The 19,382-nt window shown below is 62.7% G+C and carries 17 protein-coding genes and 1 tRNA gene; 9 read left to right on the top strand and 9 right to left on the bottom strand.

What is annotated here, in order from left to right; genetic code table 11:
- The first annotated feature begins 105 nt into the window (after positions 1-105).
- On the top strand, positions 106-726 hold the full coding sequence (locus PG900_RS16195) for a helix-turn-helix transcriptional regulator (protein ID WP_011707347.1): 621 nt from the start codon (positions 106-108) through the stop codon (positions 724-726).
- 308 nt (positions 727-1,034) lie between these two features.
- On the top strand, positions 1,035-1,511 hold the full coding sequence (locus PG900_RS16190; RefSeq protein WP_005304871.1) for an Lrp/AsnC family transcriptional regulator: 477 nt from the start codon (positions 1,035-1,037) through the stop codon (positions 1,509-1,511).
- A 90-nt stretch (positions 1,512-1,601) separates the two neighbouring features.
- On the opposite strand, the gene PG900_RS16185 is transcribed toward PG900_RS16190, so the two are convergent.
- From PG900_RS16185 to PG900_RS16175, 3 genes are all read right to left on the bottom strand, one after another.
- Positions 1,602-1,919: a hypothetical protein gene (locus PG900_RS16185; protein ID WP_005304873.1), complete on the bottom strand. Its 318-nt coding sequence runs from the start codon at positions 1,917-1,919 to the stop codon at positions 1,602-1,604.
- 145 nt (positions 1,920-2,064) lie between these two features.
- The gene (locus PG900_RS16180) at positions 2,065-2,292 is read right to left on the bottom strand and encodes a hypothetical protein (RefSeq protein WP_043160384.1); all 228 of its coding nucleotides are present in this window, start codon (positions 2,290-2,292) and stop codon (positions 2,065-2,067) included.
- Positions 2,293-2,327: 35 nt separating this feature from the next.
- Entirely contained in the window at positions 2,328-2,753 is a 426-nt protein-coding gene (locus tag PG900_RS16175; RefSeq protein ID WP_016351946.1) for a MarR family winged helix-turn-helix transcriptional regulator, read from the bottom strand.
- 142 nt (positions 2,754-2,895) lie between these two features.
- Between PG900_RS16175 and PG900_RS16170 the strand changes: the two genes are divergently transcribed.
- From PG900_RS16170 to chrA, 4 genes are all read left to right on the top strand, one after another.
- The gene (locus tag PG900_RS16170; protein WP_202004386.1) at positions 2,896-3,342 is read left to right on the top strand and encodes an organic hydroperoxide resistance protein; all 447 of its coding nucleotides are present in this window, start codon (positions 2,896-2,898) and stop codon (positions 3,340-3,342) included.
- 82 nt (positions 3,343-3,424) lie between these two features.
- Positions 3,425-4,429, top strand: coding sequence for an NADP-dependent oxidoreductase (locus PG900_RS16165; RefSeq protein WP_017411111.1), 1,005 nt, complete (start codon positions 3,425-3,427; stop codon positions 4,427-4,429).
- Positions 4,430-4,586: 157 nt separating this feature from the next.
- Complete coding sequence (locus PG900_RS16160; protein WP_270831805.1) at positions 4,587-5,030, top strand: nucleotide triphosphate diphosphatase NUDT15; 444 nt, start codon at positions 4,587-4,589, stop codon at positions 5,028-5,030.
- A gap of 237 nt (positions 5,031-5,267) precedes the next feature.
- On the top strand, positions 5,268-6,419 hold the full coding sequence (gene chrA, locus PG900_RS16155) for a chromate efflux transporter (protein ID WP_270831804.1): 1,152 nt from the start codon (positions 5,268-5,270) through the stop codon (positions 6,417-6,419).
- An 80-nt stretch (positions 6,420-6,499) separates the two neighbouring features.
- Here the strand turns inward: chrA and msrB are convergent, their stop codons facing one another.
- From msrB to malQ, 4 genes are all read right to left on the bottom strand, one after another.
- Positions 6,500-6,892, bottom strand: coding sequence for a peptide-methionine (R)-S-oxide reductase MsrB (msrB, locus tag PG900_RS16150; protein WP_017411114.1), 393 nt, complete (start codon positions 6,890-6,892; stop codon positions 6,500-6,502).
- Between the two features lie 56 nt (positions 6,893-6,948).
- Positions 6,949-9,090, bottom strand: coding sequence for a glycogen debranching protein GlgX (gene glgX, locus PG900_RS16145; RefSeq protein ID WP_270831802.1), 2,142 nt, complete (start codon positions 9,088-9,090; stop codon positions 6,949-6,951).
- Entirely contained in the window at positions 9,090-11,267 is a 2,178-nt protein-coding gene (gene glgB, locus PG900_RS16140) for a 1,4-alpha-glucan branching protein GlgB (RefSeq protein WP_270797972.1), read from the bottom strand. The genes glgX and glgB overlap by 1 nt, the downstream gene beginning before the upstream one ends.
- An 82-nt stretch (positions 11,268-11,349) precedes the next feature.
- Positions 11,350-13,539, bottom strand: a complete 2,190-nt coding sequence (gene malQ / locus PG900_RS16135; protein WP_270797971.1) for a 4-alpha-glucanotransferase — start codon at positions 13,537-13,539, stop codon at positions 11,350-11,352.
- Positions 13,540-13,885: 346 nt separating this feature from the next.
- Here malQ and gap point away from each other — a divergent pair, with 346 nt between their 5' ends.
- Together gap and PG900_RS16125 are read left to right on the top strand one after the other, a co-directional pair.
- Positions 13,886-14,881: a type I glyceraldehyde-3-phosphate dehydrogenase gene (gap, locus tag PG900_RS16130; RefSeq protein ID WP_011707358.1), complete on the top strand. Its 996-nt coding sequence runs from the start codon at positions 13,886-13,888 to the stop codon at positions 14,879-14,881.
- A gap of 115 nt (positions 14,882-14,996) precedes the next feature.
- Positions 14,997-15,863: a D-hexose-6-phosphate mutarotase gene (locus PG900_RS16125; RefSeq protein WP_270831801.1), complete on the top strand. Its 867-nt coding sequence runs from the start codon at positions 14,997-14,999 to the stop codon at positions 15,861-15,863.
- A 70-nt stretch (positions 15,864-15,933) separates the two neighbouring features.
- Here PG900_RS16125 and nadA read toward each other — a convergent pair whose 3' ends face one another.
- Positions 15,934-17,007 (bottom strand): quinolinate synthase NadA, encoded by a 1,074-nt coding sequence (gene nadA / locus PG900_RS16120; protein WP_029302198.1) that lies wholly within the window; start codon positions 17,005-17,007, stop codon positions 15,934-15,936.
- A gap of 140 nt (positions 17,008-17,147) precedes the next feature.
- Between nadA and PG900_RS16115 the strand changes: the two genes are divergently transcribed.
- Entirely contained in the window at positions 17,148-19,253 is a 2,106-nt protein-coding gene (locus tag PG900_RS16115) for a methyl-accepting chemotaxis protein (RefSeq protein ID WP_270831799.1), read from the top strand.
- A 49-nt stretch (positions 19,254-19,302) separates the two neighbouring features.
- Here the strand turns inward: PG900_RS16115 and PG900_RS16110 are convergent.
- Positions 19,303-19,378, bottom strand: a tRNA-Val gene (locus PG900_RS16110).
- Positions 19,379-19,382: the final 4 nt, after the last annotated feature.

The following is a 19,382-nucleotide window of genomic DNA, read 5'->3' as shown; positions in this document are numbered from 1 at the left end:
AAGCGAATTGTTGATTTAAAAAATCCCCCTCCCCATAATGCTCTTATCCATGCCAGAACCGCTGCCGCGCAAGCGGTCGCACCTGCCGACGATGAGAGCCTTGCCATGAACGCCAGCACCGACAAGATACTATTTCTGCTCAAGAGCCACGGGCCACAGAGCGCCGCCGAGCTGGGAGAGCAGTTGCAGATGACCTCCATGGGTGCCCGCCAGCACCTGATGACGCTGGAGGCCGACGGCTGGGTGAGTTTCAACGACGAGGCCCGCGGGCGCGGTCGACCGGTACGGTTGTGGCATCTGACCGAGCAGGCCTGGCAACGCTTCCCCGACAGTCACAGCGAACTGACGCTACAGCTTATCGACAACATCCAGCAGCTGTTTGGCGAGGTGGGCATGGAGCGGCTGATCGCCCAGCGAGAGCAGCAGCAGCTGGCCCGCTATCAGGCCGAGCTGACCCAGCCGGCGCTGGCCGACAGGCTGGCGGCACTGACGGCACAGCGCACGCGAGAGGGCTATATGGCGGATTTTCGCCAGGAGGAGGATGGCAGCTGGCTGCTGTGGGAGAGCCACTGCCCCATCTGTGCGGCGGCGCGGGCCTGCCGGGGCTTTTGTCGTAGTGAGCTGGAGATGTTTCGCCGCTTGCTGGCGCCGGCCGGGGTGGAGCGGGAGCAGTATCTGCTGGAGGGGGATCACCGCTGCCTCTATCGCATCAGGCCGCAGCCCTGATCCGCAAACGCCAAAAACAACAAAGCAGGCGCCGGGATGCCTGCTTTGTTGCCTTCGGGGAGGGGATGCTCTCGTTCCAGCCCGTCGTTGCCCGATAAGGTGAGACGGCTGATGGGGTTGTTGACCCGGTAAGGTCCTTCACCACAGAGACCGGGTTGGGTTTCTGTCTTGCCACCGGAAGATGTAACCATGGTATCCCTGCCGGCCCGGTGAGTGGTTGCGAAGTAGCATGTATTTTCAGTTGTTTTTGCAATAGTTCACCCTTAATCTAGGAAAAGTGAATTAGTAATTGCAACGAGGAACGGAGAATGCTGAAACTTGATCGCATAGACAGGCATATTCTGGAGTTGATGCAGGAGAATGGCCGCATCAGCAACCTGGAGCTGGCCGAGCTGGTCGGGCTCTCCCCCTCCCCCTGCTCCCGCCGGGTCAAGGCGCTGGAGGATGCCGGTCTCATCGACACCCACGTCACCCTGCTCAACGCCCGCCAACTGGGGCTGACCCTCACCGCCTACATTCACATCTCCATGGACCGGCACACCCCGGAGCGGTTCGAAAATTTTGACCGCGCCATTAGTGAGCTGCCCGAAGTGCTGGAGTGTGACCTTATCACCGGCAACGACGCCGACTACCAGCTCAAGGTGGTGGTGCGGGACATGGAACACTACCAGCACTTCCTGCTGGACAAGCTGACCCACATTCCGGGGGTGACCGGGGTGCGCTCCAGCTTCGTGCTGCGCCGGATCAAGCACAAGACGGCGCTGCCACTCAACCATCTGGGCTGACCGCCGGCCCTGATCATCGGATCAGGGCGGATAAAAGAAGAGGAGGCCAGTGGCCTCCTCTTCTTTATATCTGCAGTCAGCGACCTGTACTCAGACCGCTACCTGGCTGACATCCTGTACCTGCAACAGCCAGCCGGCCTGCTCCTGCTGGGGCTCGCCGCTGACCCGCAGCCGCTCGCCGGTCGGCACCCACTGCCCCTGGGGCAGGGAGACCAGCAGGCTCTCGCTGCCGTTGTCGAACAGCCAGCGATCTTCACCCAGCGACTCGATCAGATAACCTTCCATCTCCACTCTGGACTCGGCTTGCCAGGATGGCGCAACGGAATCACGGCTCTCGATGAAATCCCCCTGAACACCAAAACTGGCCAGCCCCCACAGAATGGAGAGCCCAACCAACGATGATTGCATCTCGTCTCTCCTCTTTTGGAACTGTAGGGCCAGTATGGGAAGAGAAAACTGAGCGCACCATGAACAAGATGGCAAAGTGCCGACGGGATCGCGAAAAAAACCGGCCAGTCGGCCGGTTGTGTCATTTTATGGCGCCTGGATCACACTATTTGGCGGCTTCCTCTGCCATCCGTGCGGCTCTTGGCTTATTCGTCCACATGGCAACACCGCGATGATCCGCGCAGATCCCCTCCTCCACCACGGCCCGCACCCGGGTACCGTCCTTGCAGACAGCCTGCCAGGCATCGGCATCGTCGATGGCCATCGAAGGGGCATGGGGGCCAGAACTGCAGGCGGTCAGCAACAGGGCAAACAGGGGCAACAGGAGTTTCATGGGGTGGATCCTCAGGCTGGATGGATGGGCCGCACTCAGCGCCCCAGTTGCGCCGAGATGCGATCGCAGAGCTGCTTGAGCTGGGCCAGTTCAGCATCGGCCAGATCCACCTGATTGCGCAAGTTGTCCGCCAGACAGCATTCCCTCACCTCCTGCTGCAGCTGACGCCCCGCCTCGGTCAGGCCGATGCATTTTTGCCGCTCATCCTCGCTGGAGACGGTGCGGGTCAACCAGCCCTTGCTCTCCAGCCGCTTGACGATGGGGGTCAGAGTGCCCGCATCCAGCCCGGTCTCCTGACCTATCTCCTTGAGGCTGACCTCGTCCCGCGCCCACAGCGACAGCATCACCAGATACTGGGTGTAGGTGAGATCCAGCTTGTCCAGCAGCGGCCGATAGGCCCGCATCACCGCATTGGAGGCGCTGTAGAGGGCAAAACAGACCTGCTTTTTCAATTCACTCATGGGGCACCTCGCTGACGACTGGGGCCAGTATACCCTAGGAAAATCGGGGGTCGAATAATTTGCACACAAAATAGTTGTCAGCCCGTATTTTCGGGATTAGTCTGGATTTACTTTGCACACAAATAAAATCAGAGACCCTGACATGAAGACGCTCTATCGCACTCAAGCCATCGCCCAGGCCGGCCGTAACGGTGAGGTTCACACCCTGGACAACAGCCTGCAGCTGGCACTGGCCCTGCCGACCGCCCTCGGCGGTAATGGCAAGGGCAACAACCCGGAGCAGCTGCTGGCCGCCGGTTATGCAGCCTGCTTCTCCAATGCGCTGATCCACGTGGCCCACAAACTGGGAGCGCCCCTCTCCAGTGCTCCCGTCACCACCGGGGTCGAGTTGCTGGCACTGGACGATGGCCGCTTCAACTTCGCCATCACGCTGGACGTCGCGCTCGCCGCGACCCAACCTGAACAGGCGGCGCAGGCCGAGCAGATAGTGCGGCTGGCCCACCAGACCTGCCCCTTCTCCAACGCCATGCGGGGCAATGTGGTCACCCGGCTGCTGCTCAACGGCGCCCCGCTGGATGAGACGGCGTGAACCCGTTCAGCCTCAACCCCTTGGAAATAGCCATGCAGGCGACTCGCAGGTTGCCAACCCCCCTCACACTGGAGAAAAAACCATGAATCAGTCCAGCCATCAGATCCAGCTGCTGCGTCGCCCGGTCGGCCTGCCCAGCCTGGCCGATTTCACCCTGACCGAGGTGGCTCTGCCCGAGCTGCAAGAAGGAGAGGTGCGGGTCGCCAACCAGTGGCTATCGGTGGATCCCTACATGCGCGGTCGCATGAGCGAAGCCAAGAGCTATGTGCCCCCCTTCCCCCTCAACGGCCCCCTCGATGGCGGCGCCATCGGCGTGGTGGAAGCCTCCCGTCACCCGGACTTCGCAGTGGGCGACCGGGTGAGCAGCATGCTGGGTTGGCGCGATCGCTTCGTCGCCAATGGCGCCCAGCTGACCAGACTGCCCGACACCCGCCTGCCACCCCAGCTCTTTCTCGGTGCCCTCGGCATGCCGGGCATGACCGCCTGGACCGGGCTCAACCGCATAGCCAAACTGCAGGCCGGTGAAACCGTGCTGGTGTCGGCCGCCTCCGGCGCCGTCGGTTCTATGGTGGTGCAGCTTGCCAAACGGGCGGGGGCCCGCGTCATCGGCTCCACCGGGTCGGCCGACAAGGTGGCCTACCTCAAGAGCCTGGGGGCCGACGAGGTGATCAACTACCGTGAGACCCCGGATCTCGATGCCGAGCTGGCCCGGCTGGTACCGGACGGGATCCACGTCTACTTCGAGAACGTGGGGGGCGCCATGCTGGACGCCGCCCTCAACCACATGGTGGTGCACGGTCGCATTGTGATGTGCGGCCTCATCGAGCAGTACAACGGCCAGAGCGAGGCGAGCGGCCCGCGCAATCTCTCCCAGGTGATCCGCAAGCGCCTCACCATGCAGGGGCTGATCGTGTTCGATCACTGGCAGCACTACGGCGAGTTTCTGGCCGAAGTGACCCCGGCCTTCGACGCCGGCACCCTGCAGGCCGAAGAGACCGTCTATCAGGGGCTCGCCAGCATGCCGCAGGCCTTCATCGGGCTGTTCGAGGGGCGCAACACCGGCAAGATGCTGGTCAAGCTGGCGTGATCCGCAGCACTGGCGCCTGACGCCGCAGACTGCTTGCATGACGGGCCCATCCGCCCTAAGGTGGGCCCGTTTTTTATGGTGCAATTCGCAGTTTGTGCAAGGAGCCGCTCATGGGTTCCCTGCTTGTCTCGCGTCATCCCAGCAAGGAGTCCTTCTTATGTCTACCCCCTATCCCCGCGTCGGTGTCGGCGTAATCCTCACCAACCGCCAGGGCCAGGTGCTGCTTGGCAAGCGCAAGGGGAGCCACGCCCCCTACTGGTCCATCGCCGGCGGTCATCTGGAACTGGGAGAGACGTTCGAATCGGCAGCGATCCGGGAAGTGGCCGAGGAGACGAGTTTTCAGATCAGCAACCCCAGCGTCATCGCCGTCACCAACAACCTGGAGACCTGGCGTGAGAGTGGCCTGCACTATGTCTCGGTCACCCTGCTGGCCGAGGTAGAGGGAGAGCCCCAGCTGCTGGAGCCGGAGAAATGCGAAGGCTGGATCTGGTGCGACCCGCGCAATCTGCCCGAGCCCCACTTCGATGCCAGCCGCCAGTCCATTGCCTGCTGGCTTGCTGGCCGTTGCTATCTGCCGATGCCACACCAGCCCACCCCATAGACCATCACCTGCTGGCTGGCGAATCGTTGCTATCTGCCGACCTCAAGCCAGCCGGCCCCATAAGCCATCGCCTGCTGGCTTGCTGGCCGTTGCTATCTGCCACAACCAGGCCAGCCGATGGAGTGACCTGCGGCTGACAAGGTGCGGCTACCTGCCAGTAGCCCCCTGATTTGTCATAAAAAAGTCACCGCTTTGTCATATCATCGGGGTCGATGATGACAACGAGGGAGTGAGGACGTGGGGCAGGTGTTTATTCAGTTTTTATGGTTGGGCTGTGTCAGCTTCGGCGGACCCGCAGCCCATATCGGCTACTTCCAGCGCACTTTCGTCGAGCGGCTGGGCTGGCTGACCCAGGCCGAATTCGCCCAGTTGCTGGCCCTCTGCCAGCTGCTGCCGGGCCCCGCCTCCAGCCAGCTCGGCTTTGCCATCGGCCGCCAGCGGGCCGGGCTCGGTGGGGCACTGGCCGCCTTTGCCGGTTTCACCCTCCCCTCCTTCCTGCTGTTGCTGGCCGCCGCCATCGGTCTGGGCCAGCTCGGCAACAATGTCTGGCTCGATGCCGCCCTGCACGGCCTCAAGCTGCTGGCGCTGGTGGTGGTCGCCGATGCGGTGCTCACCATGAGCCGCCAGTTCTGCAAGACGACGCGCAATCAGGGGATCATGGTCGCCACCGCGGCCGCCCTCTGGTGGCAGCCCGGCCTGCTGACCCAGCTCGTCATGCTGACGGGTGCCGCCCTGCTCTGTGCCCGCACCGGCGCGCCGCAAACTCCGGGCCCACAGCCCTCACCCGCTCAGTCCATCCCTGTGCGCCAACCCCACTGGCCCACCCTGCTGCTGTTTGCCCTGCTGTTTGTCGGCCTGCCACTGCTGGGGAGCCCCGTCGGCCAGCTGGTCGCCGACTTCTATCGGGCCGGCAGCCTGGTGTTTGGCGGCGGCCACGTGGTGCTGCCCCTGCTGGCGGAGAGCGTGGGCCACAGCCTCAATCAGCAGCAGTTTCTGACCGGCTACAGCCTGGCCCAGCTGGTGCCCGGCCCCATGTTCACCCTGGCGACCTATCTCGGCGCCCAGTTGCTGCCGACCACCCCGGTAGGCGGCGCCCTGTTGGCGACCCTGGCGCTGTTCCTGCCCGGCTTTTTGCTGCTGTGGGCCATGGGCCCCTGCTGGCAGAGTTGGCTGGCCCGCCCTCGCCTCGCCGGCGCCGTCGCCGGCATCAACGCCGCCGTGGTGGGTCTGCTGCTGGCGGCGCTCTATCAGCCGGTCTGGCAGAGCGCCGTGCTGGCCCCCACCGACCTGGCACTGGCCGCCATCGGCTTCTACTTGCTGCGGGGACTCAAGCTGCCGATTCTGGCGCTGGCCACCCTGCTGGTGGTCGCCACCCTGCTGCTGACCTGATAGGCCCGGGCTGCGGCCACAAAGAAACGGCCCCCTGCCAAGGCAGGGGGCCGTTTTTGCATGGATGCCGGGCGCCAGACTCAGGGCTCGGGATCGAAATCCAGGCTCAGGCTGTTGACGCAGTAGCGCTGACCGGTTTCGGTCGGCCCGTCCGGGAAGACGTGGCCGAGGTGGGAGCCGCACTGACTGCAGGTGATCTCCACCCGCTTCATGCCGTGGCTGCCATCCTCGGTGTAGGTCACGGTCCCCTCGATGGCCCGATCGAACGAGGGCCAGCCGCAGCCCGAGTCAAACTTGGCATCCGAGTGGAACAGCACCTGCTTGCAGCAGACGCACAGGTAGTCGCCGCTCTTGCGGTTGTGGAGCAGGGCGCCGCTGTAGGGACGCTCCGTGCCCTTCTCCCAGCAGACGTGATACTGCTCGGCGCTCAACTGCCGGCGCCACTGCTCGGGGTTGGGGGTGTTGCCGCTCATACTGACTCCTTGCCGTGAATATCGGTGCCCAGCATACCCAGTCAGGGCGCCGCGCTCTACCCCGCCAGCGGGAACTGTGATCCGGTTGGCAACACGACGGCAACATCCGGGGTGGCGACCACCCCCTCCTCGGCCAGCGCCACCGCACTCAGGGCGACCCGCTCCAGCAGCTTGAGGGAGTGAGCCCGGCCCACCGCCACCTGCCGCTTGATGTCGTCAGGCAGGAACGGCAGCCCGTCGTTGGTGGCGGTGTCGATGGTCTGGATCCACTCCAGCCCCTCCCCCGGCGGCGGCAGACGGAACTGGATGTCGTAGTCGCTGGCGTTGAACAGCACGTACCAGCGCTCCCCGCCGCAGCCGAGCATGCCGATGTCCATGGCGAACGCCTGCCCCATGGGGGCGTGCCAGTCCTGATCGGTGAGCTGATGGCCGTCCGGGTGATACCAGTTGACCTGATGGCAGCTGCTGGGGGCGCCGTTCCAGCTGTCGTCGCTCAGTTGCAGGTTGGAGAAGACGGTGGACTCCGCCCGCAGCGCCAGCATCTGCTGGGTGAAGGCGAGCAGCCGCTCGTCCTCCGGCCGCCACTGCCAGTTGACCCAGCTGATCTGGTTGTCCTGGCAGTAGGCGTTGTTGTTGCCGAGCTGGCTGCGGCCCATCTCGTCGCCGGCGAGGAAGTGCGGGGTGCCTTGCGACAGCAGCAGGGTGGCGATCAGGTTGCGCTTCTGCTGCTGGCGCAGGTTGTTGACCCGCGGATCCAGGGTCGGCCCTTCCACCCCGTGGTTGTTGGAGAGGTTGTTGCCGTGGCCGTCCCGGTTGTCCTCGCCGTTGGCCTGGTTGTGGCGCTGGTTGTAAGAGACCAGATCCTCCAGGGTGAAGCCGTCGTGATAGCAGAGGTAGTTGACGCTGGTATGGGGAGAGCGCCAGTTCTTCGGGAACAGATCCCGTGAGCCGACCAGCCGGGTGGCAAAGTCCCCCATCTTGCCCGCATCGCCGCGCCAGAAGGCGCGCACCGTGTCGCGGTAGCGGTCGTTGATCTCCAGCCACTGGCTCGGGAACTGGCCGAGCCGATAGCCGAACGGGCCGATATCCCAAGGCTCGGCGATGAGCTTGACCCGTGCCAGCACGGGGTCCGCCATCATGGCCTTGAAGAAGGCCCCCATGGGGTCGAACTCGCCCGCCTCGCGCGCCAGGGTGACCGCCAGATCGAAGCGAAAACCATCCACCTGCATCTCGGTGACCCAGTAGCGCAAGGCGTCGAGCACCAGCCGCAGGCTGTTGGGGTGATCCAGATTGACACTGTTGCCACAGCCGGTGACGTTGGCGTGGCGAGTGTAATCGGGGCCGTGCGCCCCCGCCTCGAAGGCGTAGTAACCGGCGTTGTCAAAGCCCTTGAAGGAGAGCATGGGGCCATCAAAGCCAGACTCCGCGGTGTGGTTGTAGACCACATCCAGGATCACCTCGAGCCCGGCCTTGTGCAGCTCGCGCACCATGGTCTTGAACTCGGTCACCGCCTCCTGCACCGCATAGCGCGGCTCGGGAGCGAAGAAGGCGATGGGGTTGTAGCCCCAGTAGTTGGTCAGCCCCAGCTGCTCGAGCCTGGGCTCGGACATGAAGGCCGCCACCGGCATCAACTGCACCGAAGTGATGCCGATGGACTTGAGATGCTCGATGATGAGCGGGTGGCAGATGCCCAGATAGGTGCCACGCAGCTCGCTCGGCACCCCCTGATGCTGGCGGGTGAAACCCTTGACGTGGGTTTCATAGATGACGGTGCGGGCCGGCTCGATGGCGGGCTTGCCCACTCCCTGCCAGTCGAAGGTGTCATCCACCACCACGGATTTGGCCACCATGGCCGCACTGTCCCCTTGATAGAGGGCGTCATCCCAGTGGGTCGGGCGACTGAGCGCCTTGGCGTAGGGGTCGATCAACAGCTTGTCCGGGTCGAACAGCATCCCCTCCTGGGGCGTGCCGTGCACCCGATAACCGTAGCGCTGACCGGCCTTGACGCCGCGCACATGGCCGAAGCGGTACTGGCCGCGCCGGCCAGGCAGCTCGAGGCGAGCCAGCTCCCGCTCCTGCTCGTCGAACAGGCAGAGCTCCACCTTGTCCGATTGCGGTGCCCAGACGCAGAAGTGACAACCCGTCTCGTCGAGCAGGGCCCCCAGCGGATGGTCCTGCCCCTTTTCCATTACGAACATCAAGACTCCTGTTTGATGAACAAGGTCGCGAGCGGCGGCAGATCCAGCACTATGCTGTGCGCCATCCCCTGCCACGGGGTCGGCTCGGCGACGAAGACCAGACCCACATCATAGTTGCTGCCCCAGTAATGCTCGCTGTCGGTGTTGAGCACCACCCGGTAGTGACCGGCCGCCGGCACCCCGAGCCGATAGGCAAGCCGCGGCACCGGCGTGAAGTTGCAGGCTACCACCAGCGGGTTGGCCCCCTGCTTGTCGGCCCGCAGCCAGGCAAAGATGCTGTTGTCGGCGTCGTTGTGATCCAGCCAGCGGAAGCCGTTTTGCTCATAATCCGCCTGATACAAGGCAGGCTCATGACGGTAGAGATGGTTGAGATCGTGGATCAGCCGCTGCTGGCCACCGTGCTTGGGATACTGCAGCAGGTGCCAGGGCAGCTGGGCATCGTGATTCCACTCGTTGCTCTGGGCGATCTCGGTGCCCATGAAGTTGAGCTTCTTGCCGGGGTGGGCATACATGAAGCCCATGTAGGCGCGCAGGTTGGCCGCCTGCTGCCACTCGTCACCCGGCATCTTGTAGAGCATGGAGTGCTTGCCGTGCACCACCTCGTCGTGGGAGAGCGACAGAATGAAGTTCTCGTCATAGTGGTACACCATGGAGAAGGTCATGTCGTTGTGGTGGTAGCGACGGTGAATGGGCTCTTTCTGCATGTAGGTGAGGGTGTCGTGCATCCAGCCCATATTCCACTTGAAGCCAAAACCCAGGCCGCCCAGGAAGGTGGGACGGGAGACCCCGGCGAAGGCGGTGGACTCCTCGGCGATGGTCATGGCGTGGGGGTACTTGCCGTACACCTCCTCGTTGGTCCACTTCAACAGGCTGATCGCCTCGTAGTTGTGGTTGCCGCCATCGACGTTGGGCACCCACTCGCCGGCGTTGCGCGAATAGTCCAGATAGAGCATGGAGGCGACCGCATCCACCCGCAGGCCGTCGACGTGGAACTTGTCGAGCCAGAACAGGGCGCTGGCCACCAGGAACTGGCGCACCGTATTGCGGCCGAAGTCGTAGATGTAGGAGTTCCAGTCCGGGTGCCAGCCACGGCGCGGATCCTCGTACTCGTAGAGCGGGGTGCCGTCGAAGCGGGCCAGCCCGTGGGCATCGGACGGGAAATGGGCAGGCACCCAGTCGAGGATGACGCCAATGCCGGCCTGGTGGCACTGGTCCACGAAGTATTTGAAATCATCAGCCGTGCCGTAGCGGCTGGTGGGCGAGAACATGCCCACCGGCTGGTAGCCCCAGGAGCCGCTGAACGGGTGCTCGGAGACCGGCAGCAACTCGATGTGGGTGTACTCCATCCCCTTGACGTAATCCACCAGCTCCACCGCCAGTTCGCGCCAGCTCAGGCTGTCACCGTTGGGGTGACGCTTCCAGGAGCCCACGTGCAGCTCGTAGATGGAGAGCGGCTGCTCGCGTTTGTCGTTGAGCTGGCTCTCGCGCCAGGCGGCATCCTGCCACTGGTACTGGTCGTGGTCATAGACCACGGAGGCGAACGAGGGGTACTGCTCGCAATAGAAACCGACCGGGTCGCTCTTGTGCGGCAGCCGGTTACCCGCCGGGTCTTTGAGTTCAAACTTGTAGCGATCCCCGGCCTTGAGGCCCGGTACGAACAGCACCCAGTGACCGCACTGGCTGCGCTGCATCGGGTAGCGACGGCCATCCCAGAAGTTGAAATCGCCGATGAGGCTCACCGCGGTGGCGCTCGGTGCATAGACCGCAAAACGCACCCCCTCCACTTGCTGGTCCAGATGCTCCACGGTACGCAGCTGAGCACCCAGCGTGTGGTAGAGGTTTTCCGGCTGGTAGGTGAGTTCCGCCAACCCGGCCCAGCCCGCATCCTGGAACTGGTAGGGATCGATGACCTCGACGGTGGCATCTGGGTAGTCGGCAAGCAACTGGTAGGGGAAGGGATTTTTACGGCGGGTGAAAACAGTTTCAAAGAGGCCCGAATCATCGGTGGGCGCCAGGGTGGCAACAATCTTGCCCGACTTGAGATCCCTGACCCGTACGGCCTGGGCATCGGGTAACCAGACGGTCAGCTTGAGGCCGGGCCCATCCGGATTGGCCTGCAGGCCTAAGTGGGAGAAGGGATCGGAACAGCGGGCTGCAACCAAACGTTCAACGAGCATCGAGATTTCCTTTCATAGCTGAGCATCCGCTCCGGCCTGGGCCGAAGCGGATGTAAGTGAGTCACGTTTTGTCGGCAGTGGCTCAACGACTGGCCTCGTCACGGGCCTGGCTCATCTTGCCTGCCAGCGCCTTGAGCGCCTCATTGGCAAAAATATCCTCCAGATCGGTAGACAGCTTGCGGCGCCAGTTCGGGTACTCGTAACTGGTGCCCGGCACGTTGACCGGCTTGTCCATCTCCAGCCAATCCTCCAGCTGGGTGCTGAACAGGGCGCAGCTGCCACGAGACATGTGCAGTTGCAGACCGTGGTTGAGCTCGGTGTTCATGCCGACCCAGTTCACGTCGTGGCTGATGTTGCCGGAGATCACCCCGTGGCCGTGCAGGCTGTCGAGGATCCGCTGCTTGGCCTGGTGGCGATCAGCATACAGGGTCTTGAGTACGTCTTCATCCGGATACAAGCCCAGCTCGCGTCCCAGCGCCAGATCGTCGCAATGCCAAAAGCCCTTGAGGGTCGGCATGTCGTGGGTGGTCAGCGCCGACATCGCCTGCTCGGCGTAGTGAGCCGGAGAGATGAAGCCGCCATCGGCCTTGGAGCGCTCGAAGAAGAACACCTTGTAGGAGTGGACGCCGTTCTCTTTCAGGGTCACGTCGATCCCCTCCGGCACGGTACCGAGATCCTCGCCGATCAGCAGACACTGATTGCGGTGGGACTCGAGGGCCAGGATGCCGAGCAGGTCGTTGACCGGGTAATAGATGTAGGCGCCCTTGGCGGCAGACTCTCCAGGCGGCACCCACCACAGGCGCAGCAAGGCCATCACGTGGTCGATGCGCAGCGCGCCGCAGGAGCGCATGTTGGCACGGAACAGATCCACCATCGGCTGGTAGGCCGCCTCGAACAGCTGGTTCGGGTTCATGGGGGGCAGGCCCCAGTTCTGGCCGAGCGGACCCAGAATATCGGGCGGCGCACCGACCGAGGCTTTCGGGCAGTAGAGATCCCGGTTGGCCCAGATCTCGGTGGAGCCTTCGGAGACGCCCACCGCCAGATCGCGGTAGATCCCCATCACCATGCCGGCCGCCTTGGCACGGGCGTCGGCCCGGGCCAGCTGCTCGTCGGCCAGGAACTGCAGATAGAGGTAGAAATTCACATCCTGGCGGTGCTCGGCCATCCAGGCCGCCACTTCGGGATTGTGGTAGTCACGGAACGGCTCCGGCCACACCGGCCAGCCCCAAGCATTCTCGCCTTTGGCGTAGAAGTGGGCTTGCAGGGCATCGAAGGCGGCCTGTTGCTGCAGGCTGTCGCCGCCGGCGGCAACGAAGGCATCGAAGGCGGCCTGGCGCTCGGCGCTCAGGCTGGCCTGGTCAAACACCTGACGCAGCATGCCGAGCTTGGTCTCGATGACGCCGGTGTAATCCACGTTGCCCTTGGCACGCAGCTCGCTCAGGTGCTGTTGGAAGGCGGGGTTCGCCACCTCGGCCTTGAGCCTGGCATTGGCCAGAAATTCGGGCACGGCTTCCACATCGATGTAGGCCACGTTGAGCCAGCGCCGGGATGAGGGGCTGTAGGGGCTGGCGCTCTCCGGGTTGGCCGGATAGAGGGCATGAATCGGGTTGAGACCGACGAAGTGAGCGCCCCAGGTAGCCATCTTCTCGACCAGCTGGCCCAGATCGCTGAAATCGCCGATGCCCCAGTTGTGGCGGCTGCGCAGGCAGTAGAGCTGCACACTCGGACCCCACACCTTGCGGCCATTGGCGATGGGAGGCTGCTTGTAGCACGCCTTGGGCGCGACGATGAGGCGCATGCTGGCGAGCGGCTCGTCATTGCCCTCTTCCAGCAGGATCAGATCGTGATAACCCAGCTCGGGCTGCACATCCAGAGCCACGCGATAGGCCTGGCACTCCATCTCTTCGAATTCGGCCACGCCGACCAGCTCGCCGTCGATGGGGGTGAGCTGACCGGACAACAGGCCGCCCTGCTCCAGCTTGAGCTGCCAGCTGAGGGCGTCGTTGACGAATTCGATGGGCAGACGGACTTCGAGGGTAATGGGCTCGCCGCTGCGGACCACCATCACGGGATCCAGTGCACGCAACCAGTGCTGGCGGTGCTCCTGCTCAAGCTGCTCGGTCAGGGCGGCCTCGTCATCGACGCGGTAACCCATGGCGCCCAGCATGGCGGCCTTGCTCTCTTCGGATACCTGAGCCGGGTGGCCCCAGGCATCAACATACTCGCTGGCGATACCTTTGGCGGCAGCCAGCTGTTCAATCAGGGTGGTCATAGTTTGAGAATTCCCGCTGTGGATTCTATCTATACTATTTTGATTAATTTTTATGGGTGGTACTTGAACAGTGGCTCTATGGGCCATGCTAAACCGCGCACATTTTTACACATCTGCCTGGCTGGTTGTGTGACCGAGCAGGCACTATTGTTGATAACCGCACCGCCAGGAGATAGATAGTTATTTCGACAAAAGCTGGTAGTCAGTTACATAAACAGAAAATAAATTTCACAGTTTTTCATGATATAGCGCAATTTCAGACAGATTGTTAGTTGACTCACGGGGGAGTTCTAGTAAATTTACAAACGGAATTTTCTTTGACTACTGAACAGTTAGGTAACCAATTATGACTATCAAAGTAGGTATTAACGGTTTTGGCCGCATCGGCCGTTTCGTCTTCCGTCTGGCCGCTGAGCGTTCTGACATCGAAGTGGTTGGTATCAACGATCTGATCGACGTTGACTACATGGCCTACATGCTGAAGTACGACTCCACTCACGGCCGCTTCAAGGGCACCGTTGAAGTCAAAGACGGCAATCTGGTTGTCAACGGCAAAACCGTACGTGTTACCGCTGAGCGTGACCCGGCCAACCTGAAATGGGGCGAAATCGGTGTTGACGTTGTTGCCGAAGCTACCGGTCTGTTCCTGACCGACGAGACCGCTCGCAAGCACATCGCTGCCGGCGCCAAAAAAGTCGTTCTGACCGGTCCGTCCAAAGACGCTACCCCGATGTTCGTAATGGGCGTTAACGACGCTACCTATGCTGGCCAGGACATCGTTTCCAACGCTTCCTGCACCACCAACTGCCTGGCTCCGATCGCCAAGGTTCTGAACGATACCTTCGGTATCGAGTCCGGCCTGATGACCACCGTTCACGCTACCACTGCTACCCAGAAGACCGTTGATGGTCCGTCTGCCAAAGACTGGCGCGGTGGCCGCGGTGCGGCTCAGAACATCATCCCGTCCTCTACCGGTGCTGCCAAGGCTGTTGGCGTGGTTATCCCGGAACTGAAAGGCCTGCTGACCGGTATGGCTTTCCGCGTTCCGACTCCGGACGTGTCTGTTGTTGACCTGACCGTCAACCTGAAGAAAGCTGCCACCTACGCAGAAATCTGCGAAGCGATGAAAGCTGCTTCCGAAGGCGCCATGAAGGGCGTTCTGGGCTACACCGAAGACGAAGTTGTATCTACCGACTTCCTGGGTGAGCGTCAGACCTCCGTATTCGACGCCAAAGCTGGTATCCAGCTGAACGACAAATTCGTTAAAGTTGTATCCTGGTACGACAACGAAATGGGCTACTCCAGCAAAGTTCTGGACCTGATCGCTCACATCTCCAAGTAATTTGGGATACGCAATCAAGTAGCTTGAAAAAGGCGGCCATGGGCCGCCTTTTTGTATTCTGGACCGGGATTTTTCCAACCCTCTCTTCTGAATGTGCGCGAGCACAGGAGCCCTCATGCAACCGACACGCTCTCTGACTGCCCACTGTACCCTCAGCCACCACCCGGCTGGCCAACCCCTGCTGACCGTCAACAACGGTTACGCCAAGGCAGAAATCAGCCTGTTTGGCGCCCACGTGCTGAGCTACCAGCGTCACGACGAACCCGCCTCCATCTGGCTCAGCGACAAGGCGGTGCTGGATGGCAGCAAACCCATCCGTGGCGGCATTCCCCTCTGCTGGCCCTGGTTCGGCCCGGCCCCTGCCCGCGTCGGCAGCGGCAAGCCCTCCCACGGCTTTGCCCGCACCAGCCTGTGGACGCTGGACGGTGTCTCCGATCACGGAGACGGAACGTTGGTACACCTATCCCTGCGTGACAACGAGGCAACCCGTCAGCTCTGGCCTCATGCCTTCGAGCTGGAGCTGGACGTGCTGGTCGGCAAGGAGCTGGCTCTGGTACTGACCACCCGCAACACCGGCAAAGCGCCGCTCGTCTACAGCGGCGCCCTGCACACCTACCTGCAGATAAGTTCACCGGAGTCAGTGAGCGTCAGCGGCCTTGGCGAGCCCTATGCCGACAAACTGACCGGCCAGAATGGCCAGCAGCAGGGCCCTCTGACCCTGAACGGACCGCTGGATCGGGTCTATTGGCAGCCTGCGGCCCACGTCAGCATCCAGGATGGCGAACGCGAGACCCGGGTGGTCAGCGGCAACCACGACAGCGTGGTGGTCTGGACTCCCTGGCTGGAAGGTGCCCGCGCCATGGCCGACATGAGCGATGATGGTTATCGCACCATGCTCTGCGTCGAAGCCGCCATCGCCAGCGAGGCAGGCGTGACCGTCGCACCGGATGAAGAGCACAGCTTCTCCACCGTGATCATCTGAGCTGGATGAGGTTCAGATAAATAAAGAGGGCTCCCGCGGGAGCCCTCTTTGCATCTCTTTGTCTTGGTGATCAGGCATTGCCCTGGGTCTTGAGCCTGAGCTCGGCGGCGAAGTTGAGCATGCGGTCGAGCGGGATCAAGGCCTTCACCCGCAGATCCTCGTCCACCAGGATCTCGTGACGCTCGGCGCCATCGGTGAGGGCCTCCTTGATGGCCACCAGGCCGTTCATCGCCATCCAGGGGCAGTGGGCGCAACTGCGGCAGGTCGCACCATCGCCACCGGTCGGCGCCTCCACCATCTCTTTCTCCGGGCAGGCCTGCTGCATCTTGTAGAAGATGCCGCGATCAGTCGCCACGATCAGCTTCTGCTGGGGCAGCTCCTTGGCCGCCTTGATCAGCTGGCTGGTAGAGCCCACCGCATCGGCCAGCTCGATCACCGAGGCAGGGGACTCCGGGTGGACTAGCACGGCGGCATCCGGATTCTGCTCCTTCAGCTCACGCAGGGCGCGGGCCTTGAACTCGTCGTGGACGATGCAGTGGCCCTGCCAGCGCAACATCTCGGCGCCAGTCTTCTTCTCGATGTAGGCACCGAGGTGACGGTCCGGGCCCCAGATGATCTTGTGACCCTGGCTGTCCAGATGTTCGACGATCTCCAGCGCGATGCTGGAGGTCACCACCCAGTCCGCCCGCGCCTTCACCGCCGCCGAAGTATTGGCATAGACCACCACGATATGGTCGGGATGGGCGTCGCAGAAGGCGGAGAACTGCTCGATGGGGCAGCCCAGATCAAGCGAGCACTCGGCCTCCAGCGTCGGCATCAGGACTCGCTTGTGGGGGCTCAGGATCTTGGAGGTCTCTCCCATGAAGCGCACCCCGGCGACGATCAGGGTCTGTGCGGCGTGATCACGGCCAAAGCGGGCCATCTCGAGGGAGTCGCCGACGAAACCACCGGTCTCCTCCGCCAGCGCCTGGATCTCGGGATCCGTGTAGTAGTGGGCGACCAGCACCGCCTTGCGCTCCTTGAGCAGTGCCTTGATGTCTGCGATCAGGGTCGTCTTCTGCTCGGAACTCAGGGGAAGGGGCTTGGCCGGAAACGGATAGTCCATCTCGACTACCGGCGGGACATTGTTCAGTGCATTGCTCATTGCGACTGTTCCATCAACGCTTGGAAAGGCAAAAATTATAACCAGAAGCCGCGCACAAACCCATCAACAAATCCGGTGCTGCGCAAGTGTCCGAATATACTCAAGTAATTCGTTGTCATTCTTGCCAAAGGAGTTGTCGAATGAAACAACGTTCCCTCAAAACCAAGCTGCTACTGCTCACCATGGGGCTGTTTCTCGCCAGCGGTCTCGCCATGACCCTGATGCAGTCCTCCTCGCTGAACACCCTGCGCAGCAACATCGTCAGCCAGACCCGCCAGGCGCTGGAGCAGGAAGTCTCCCGTACCCTGCAGTTCCAGGCCGAACGCTATGCGGTGCAGATCGCCGACCTGCTGCAGCAGTCCTATCAGGTGCCGCTGGGCATGGCGGCCCAGCTGGAGGGCAGCATGGCGCAGCCGGACAGGCTGCTGAGCCGCCCCCAGGTCGAGACGCTGCTTCACAGTCGACTGCAACAAGCGGGCGGCATCAGTTCCATCTATGCCCAGTTTGAACCCGACGGGTACGACGGCCAGGATGCCAGCTGGCAAGCCGGCGCCTCCCACTCCGTCGCCGGCAAGGGCAGCCTGGAAATTTATTTCACTCGCGACCAGGGCGGCCAGATCAGCCAGCAGCCGGTGGATGCCGCCACCAGTGCCGCCAAATACGACACCTCGGTCAACGAGTTCGGCATCCGCAACAGCGAATGGTACCTGTGCGGCCGCGACACCCTGCGCCCCTGTCTGATGGAGCCCTACCTCTACGAGATAAGCCCCGGCAACAAGATGCTGATGACCAGCCTGACGGTGCCCGTTCTGAAAGCCGGCAAGTTTGTCGGCATCACCGGCGTCGACATGAACCTGCCCATCTTCCAGCAACTGGCCGAGAACCTCGGCAAGAGCCTGTATGACAACCAGGCCGAGGTCACTCTGGTCAGCAAAATGGGCCTCATCGTCGGCAGCAACCGTCACGCCGACAAGCTGGGGCGGCCGCTGACGGAAGCCGGCCTCACCGCCCCCACCGGCCAGGAGCAGGACACCGAGACCGACTTCATCCTGCAACAACCGGTCAGGATCGACGCAGCCGACACCCAGTGGTGGCTGATGCTCAAGGTGCCCAAGGCGCTGGCACTCAGCCAGGCCAACACCATCAGCAACCAGCTTGGCGACTTGCTGCAGGCCACCCAGCAGCAACAGCTGATTGCCATCGTCGTCATCACCCTGCTGGCGCTGGCGCTGCTCATCTGGTTCATCCAGACCATCACGGCTCCCCTCTCCCTCATCAGTCGCCATGTATCCCACCTCTCCAGCAACGAGGGGGACCTGACCCAGCAGATGAGGATAGACACCCACCAGGAGCTGATCGAGCTGGGCGGCCACCTCAATGCCTTCCTCGGCAAGTTGCGCGGCATGGTGCAAGGCAGCAAGCAGATCGGCCAGCAGGTACACCAGCAGGCCCAGGGCATGAAGCAGACGGCCGACACCATGCGCAGCAGTCTGGACGAGCAGAGCCTGGAGCTGGAGAGCGTGGTCAGTGCCATGCATCAGATGAGCACCACGGCGGTCAGCGTGGCGGGCTATGCCGAGCAGGCAGCCCAGGAATCGGAGACGGCCACCCATCACATCAGCACGGCCCAGCAGACCCTGAGCCGGGCCCGCACCGAGATCCACACCCTGGTTGAAGACATGCACCTCGCCGACAAGGCCGTCGCCCAGGTGGCCCAGCGCAGCACCAACATCAGCCGCATTCTCGACGTGATCAGAGCCATTGCCGAGCAGACCAACCTGCTGGCGCTCAATGCGGCCATCGAGGCGGCGCGGGCCGGCGACATGGGGCGCGGCTTTGCCGTGGTAGCAGACGAAGTGCGGGCGCTGGCCAACAAGACCCGGGAGTCCACCGACGAGATAGGTCAGCTCATCGGCAGCCTGCAGACCGAGGTCAACAGCAGCCAGCAGTTGATGAGTACCGGCATCACTCGCTCGGCCAGCACGGTGGAAGGGACGGAGCAGGCCTTTGAGGCCCTCAATCAGGTGGTCACCCAGATCCAGCAGATCCACGATCACATCAGCCAGGTGGCCACGGCGGCCGAGCAGCAGAGCGCCGTCAGCGACACCATCAACCAGAATCTGATGCGGATCGGCGACGCCGCCACCACCCTGGGGCAGGAAGCCAACGCCAGCCATCACCTGAGCGAGCAGCTGGAGCAGGCAGCCACGGCACTGGCCACCCAGCTCGAGCGGCTGAGAACCTGATGCCGAGCGGCCATAAAAAAAGCCCGCATTGCTGCGGGCTTTTTCAATCTGGTGGTCGTTACTGGGATCGAACCAGTGACCCCCTCCTTGTAAGGGAGGTGCTCTCCCAGCTGAGCTAAACGACCTGGG

It is taken from the genome of Aeromonas sp. QDB03 (assembly GCF_027707985.1).
Classification (GTDB): Bacteria; Pseudomonadota; Gammaproteobacteria; order Enterobacterales; family Aeromonadaceae; genus Aeromonas; species Aeromonas hydrophila.
This window is presented reverse-complemented; position numbering and strand designations above follow the sequence as displayed.

Bases quoted from the DNA above. Each gene is read 5' to 3' on its own strand.
- PG900_RS16195 (WP_011707347.1), top strand. From the start codon at position 106: ATGAACGCCAGCACCGACAAGATACTATTTCTGCTCAAGAGCCACGGG.
- PG900_RS16190 (WP_005304871.1), top strand. From the start codon at position 1,035: ATGCTGAAACTTGATCGCATAGACAGGCATATTCTGGAGTTGATGCAG.
- PG900_RS16185 (WP_005304873.1), bottom strand. From the start codon at position 1,919: ATGCAATCATCGTTGGTTGGGCTCTCCATTCTGTGGGGGCTGGCCAGT.
- PG900_RS16180 (WP_043160384.1), bottom strand. From the start codon at position 2,292: ATGAAACTCCTGTTGCCCCTGTTTGCCCTGTTGCTGACCGCCTGCAGT.
- PG900_RS16175 (WP_016351946.1), bottom strand. From the start codon at position 2,753: ATGAGTGAATTGAAAAAGCAGGTCTGTTTTGCCCTCTACAGCGCCTCC.
- PG900_RS16170 (WP_202004386.1), top strand. From the start codon at position 2,896: ATGAAGACGCTCTATCGCACTCAAGCCATCGCCCAGGCCGGCCGTAAC.
- PG900_RS16165 (WP_017411111.1), top strand. From the start codon at position 3,425: ATGAATCAGTCCAGCCATCAGATCCAGCTGCTGCGTCGCCCGGTCGGC.
- PG900_RS16160 (WP_270831805.1), top strand. From the start codon at position 4,587: ATGTCTACCCCCTATCCCCGCGTCGGTGTCGGCGTAATCCTCACCAAC.
- msrB (WP_017411114.1), bottom strand. From the start codon at position 6,892: ATGAGCGGCAACACCCCCAACCCCGAGCAGTGGCGCCGGCAGTTGAGC.
- glgX (WP_270831802.1), bottom strand. From the start codon at position 9,090: ATGTTCGTAATGGAAAAGGGGCAGGACCATCCGCTGGGGGCCCTGCTC.
- glgB (WP_270797972.1), bottom strand. From the start codon at position 11,267: ATGCTCGTTGAACGTTTGGTTGCAGCCCGCTGTTCCGATCCCTTCTCC.
- malQ (WP_270797971.1), bottom strand. From the start codon at position 13,539: ATGACCACCCTGATTGAACAGCTGGCTGCCGCCAAAGGTATCGCCAGC.
- gap (WP_011707358.1), top strand. From the start codon at position 13,886: ATGACTATCAAAGTAGGTATTAACGGTTTTGGCCGCATCGGCCGTTTC.
- PG900_RS16125 (WP_270831801.1), top strand. From the start codon at position 14,997: ATGCAACCGACACGCTCTCTGACTGCCCACTGTACCCTCAGCCACCAC.
- nadA (WP_029302198.1), bottom strand. From the start codon at position 17,007: ATGAGCAATGCACTGAACAATGTCCCGCCGGTAGTCGAGATGGACTAT.
- PG900_RS16115 (WP_270831799.1), top strand. From the start codon at position 17,148: ATGAAACAACGTTCCCTCAAAACCAAGCTGCTACTGCTCACCATGGGG.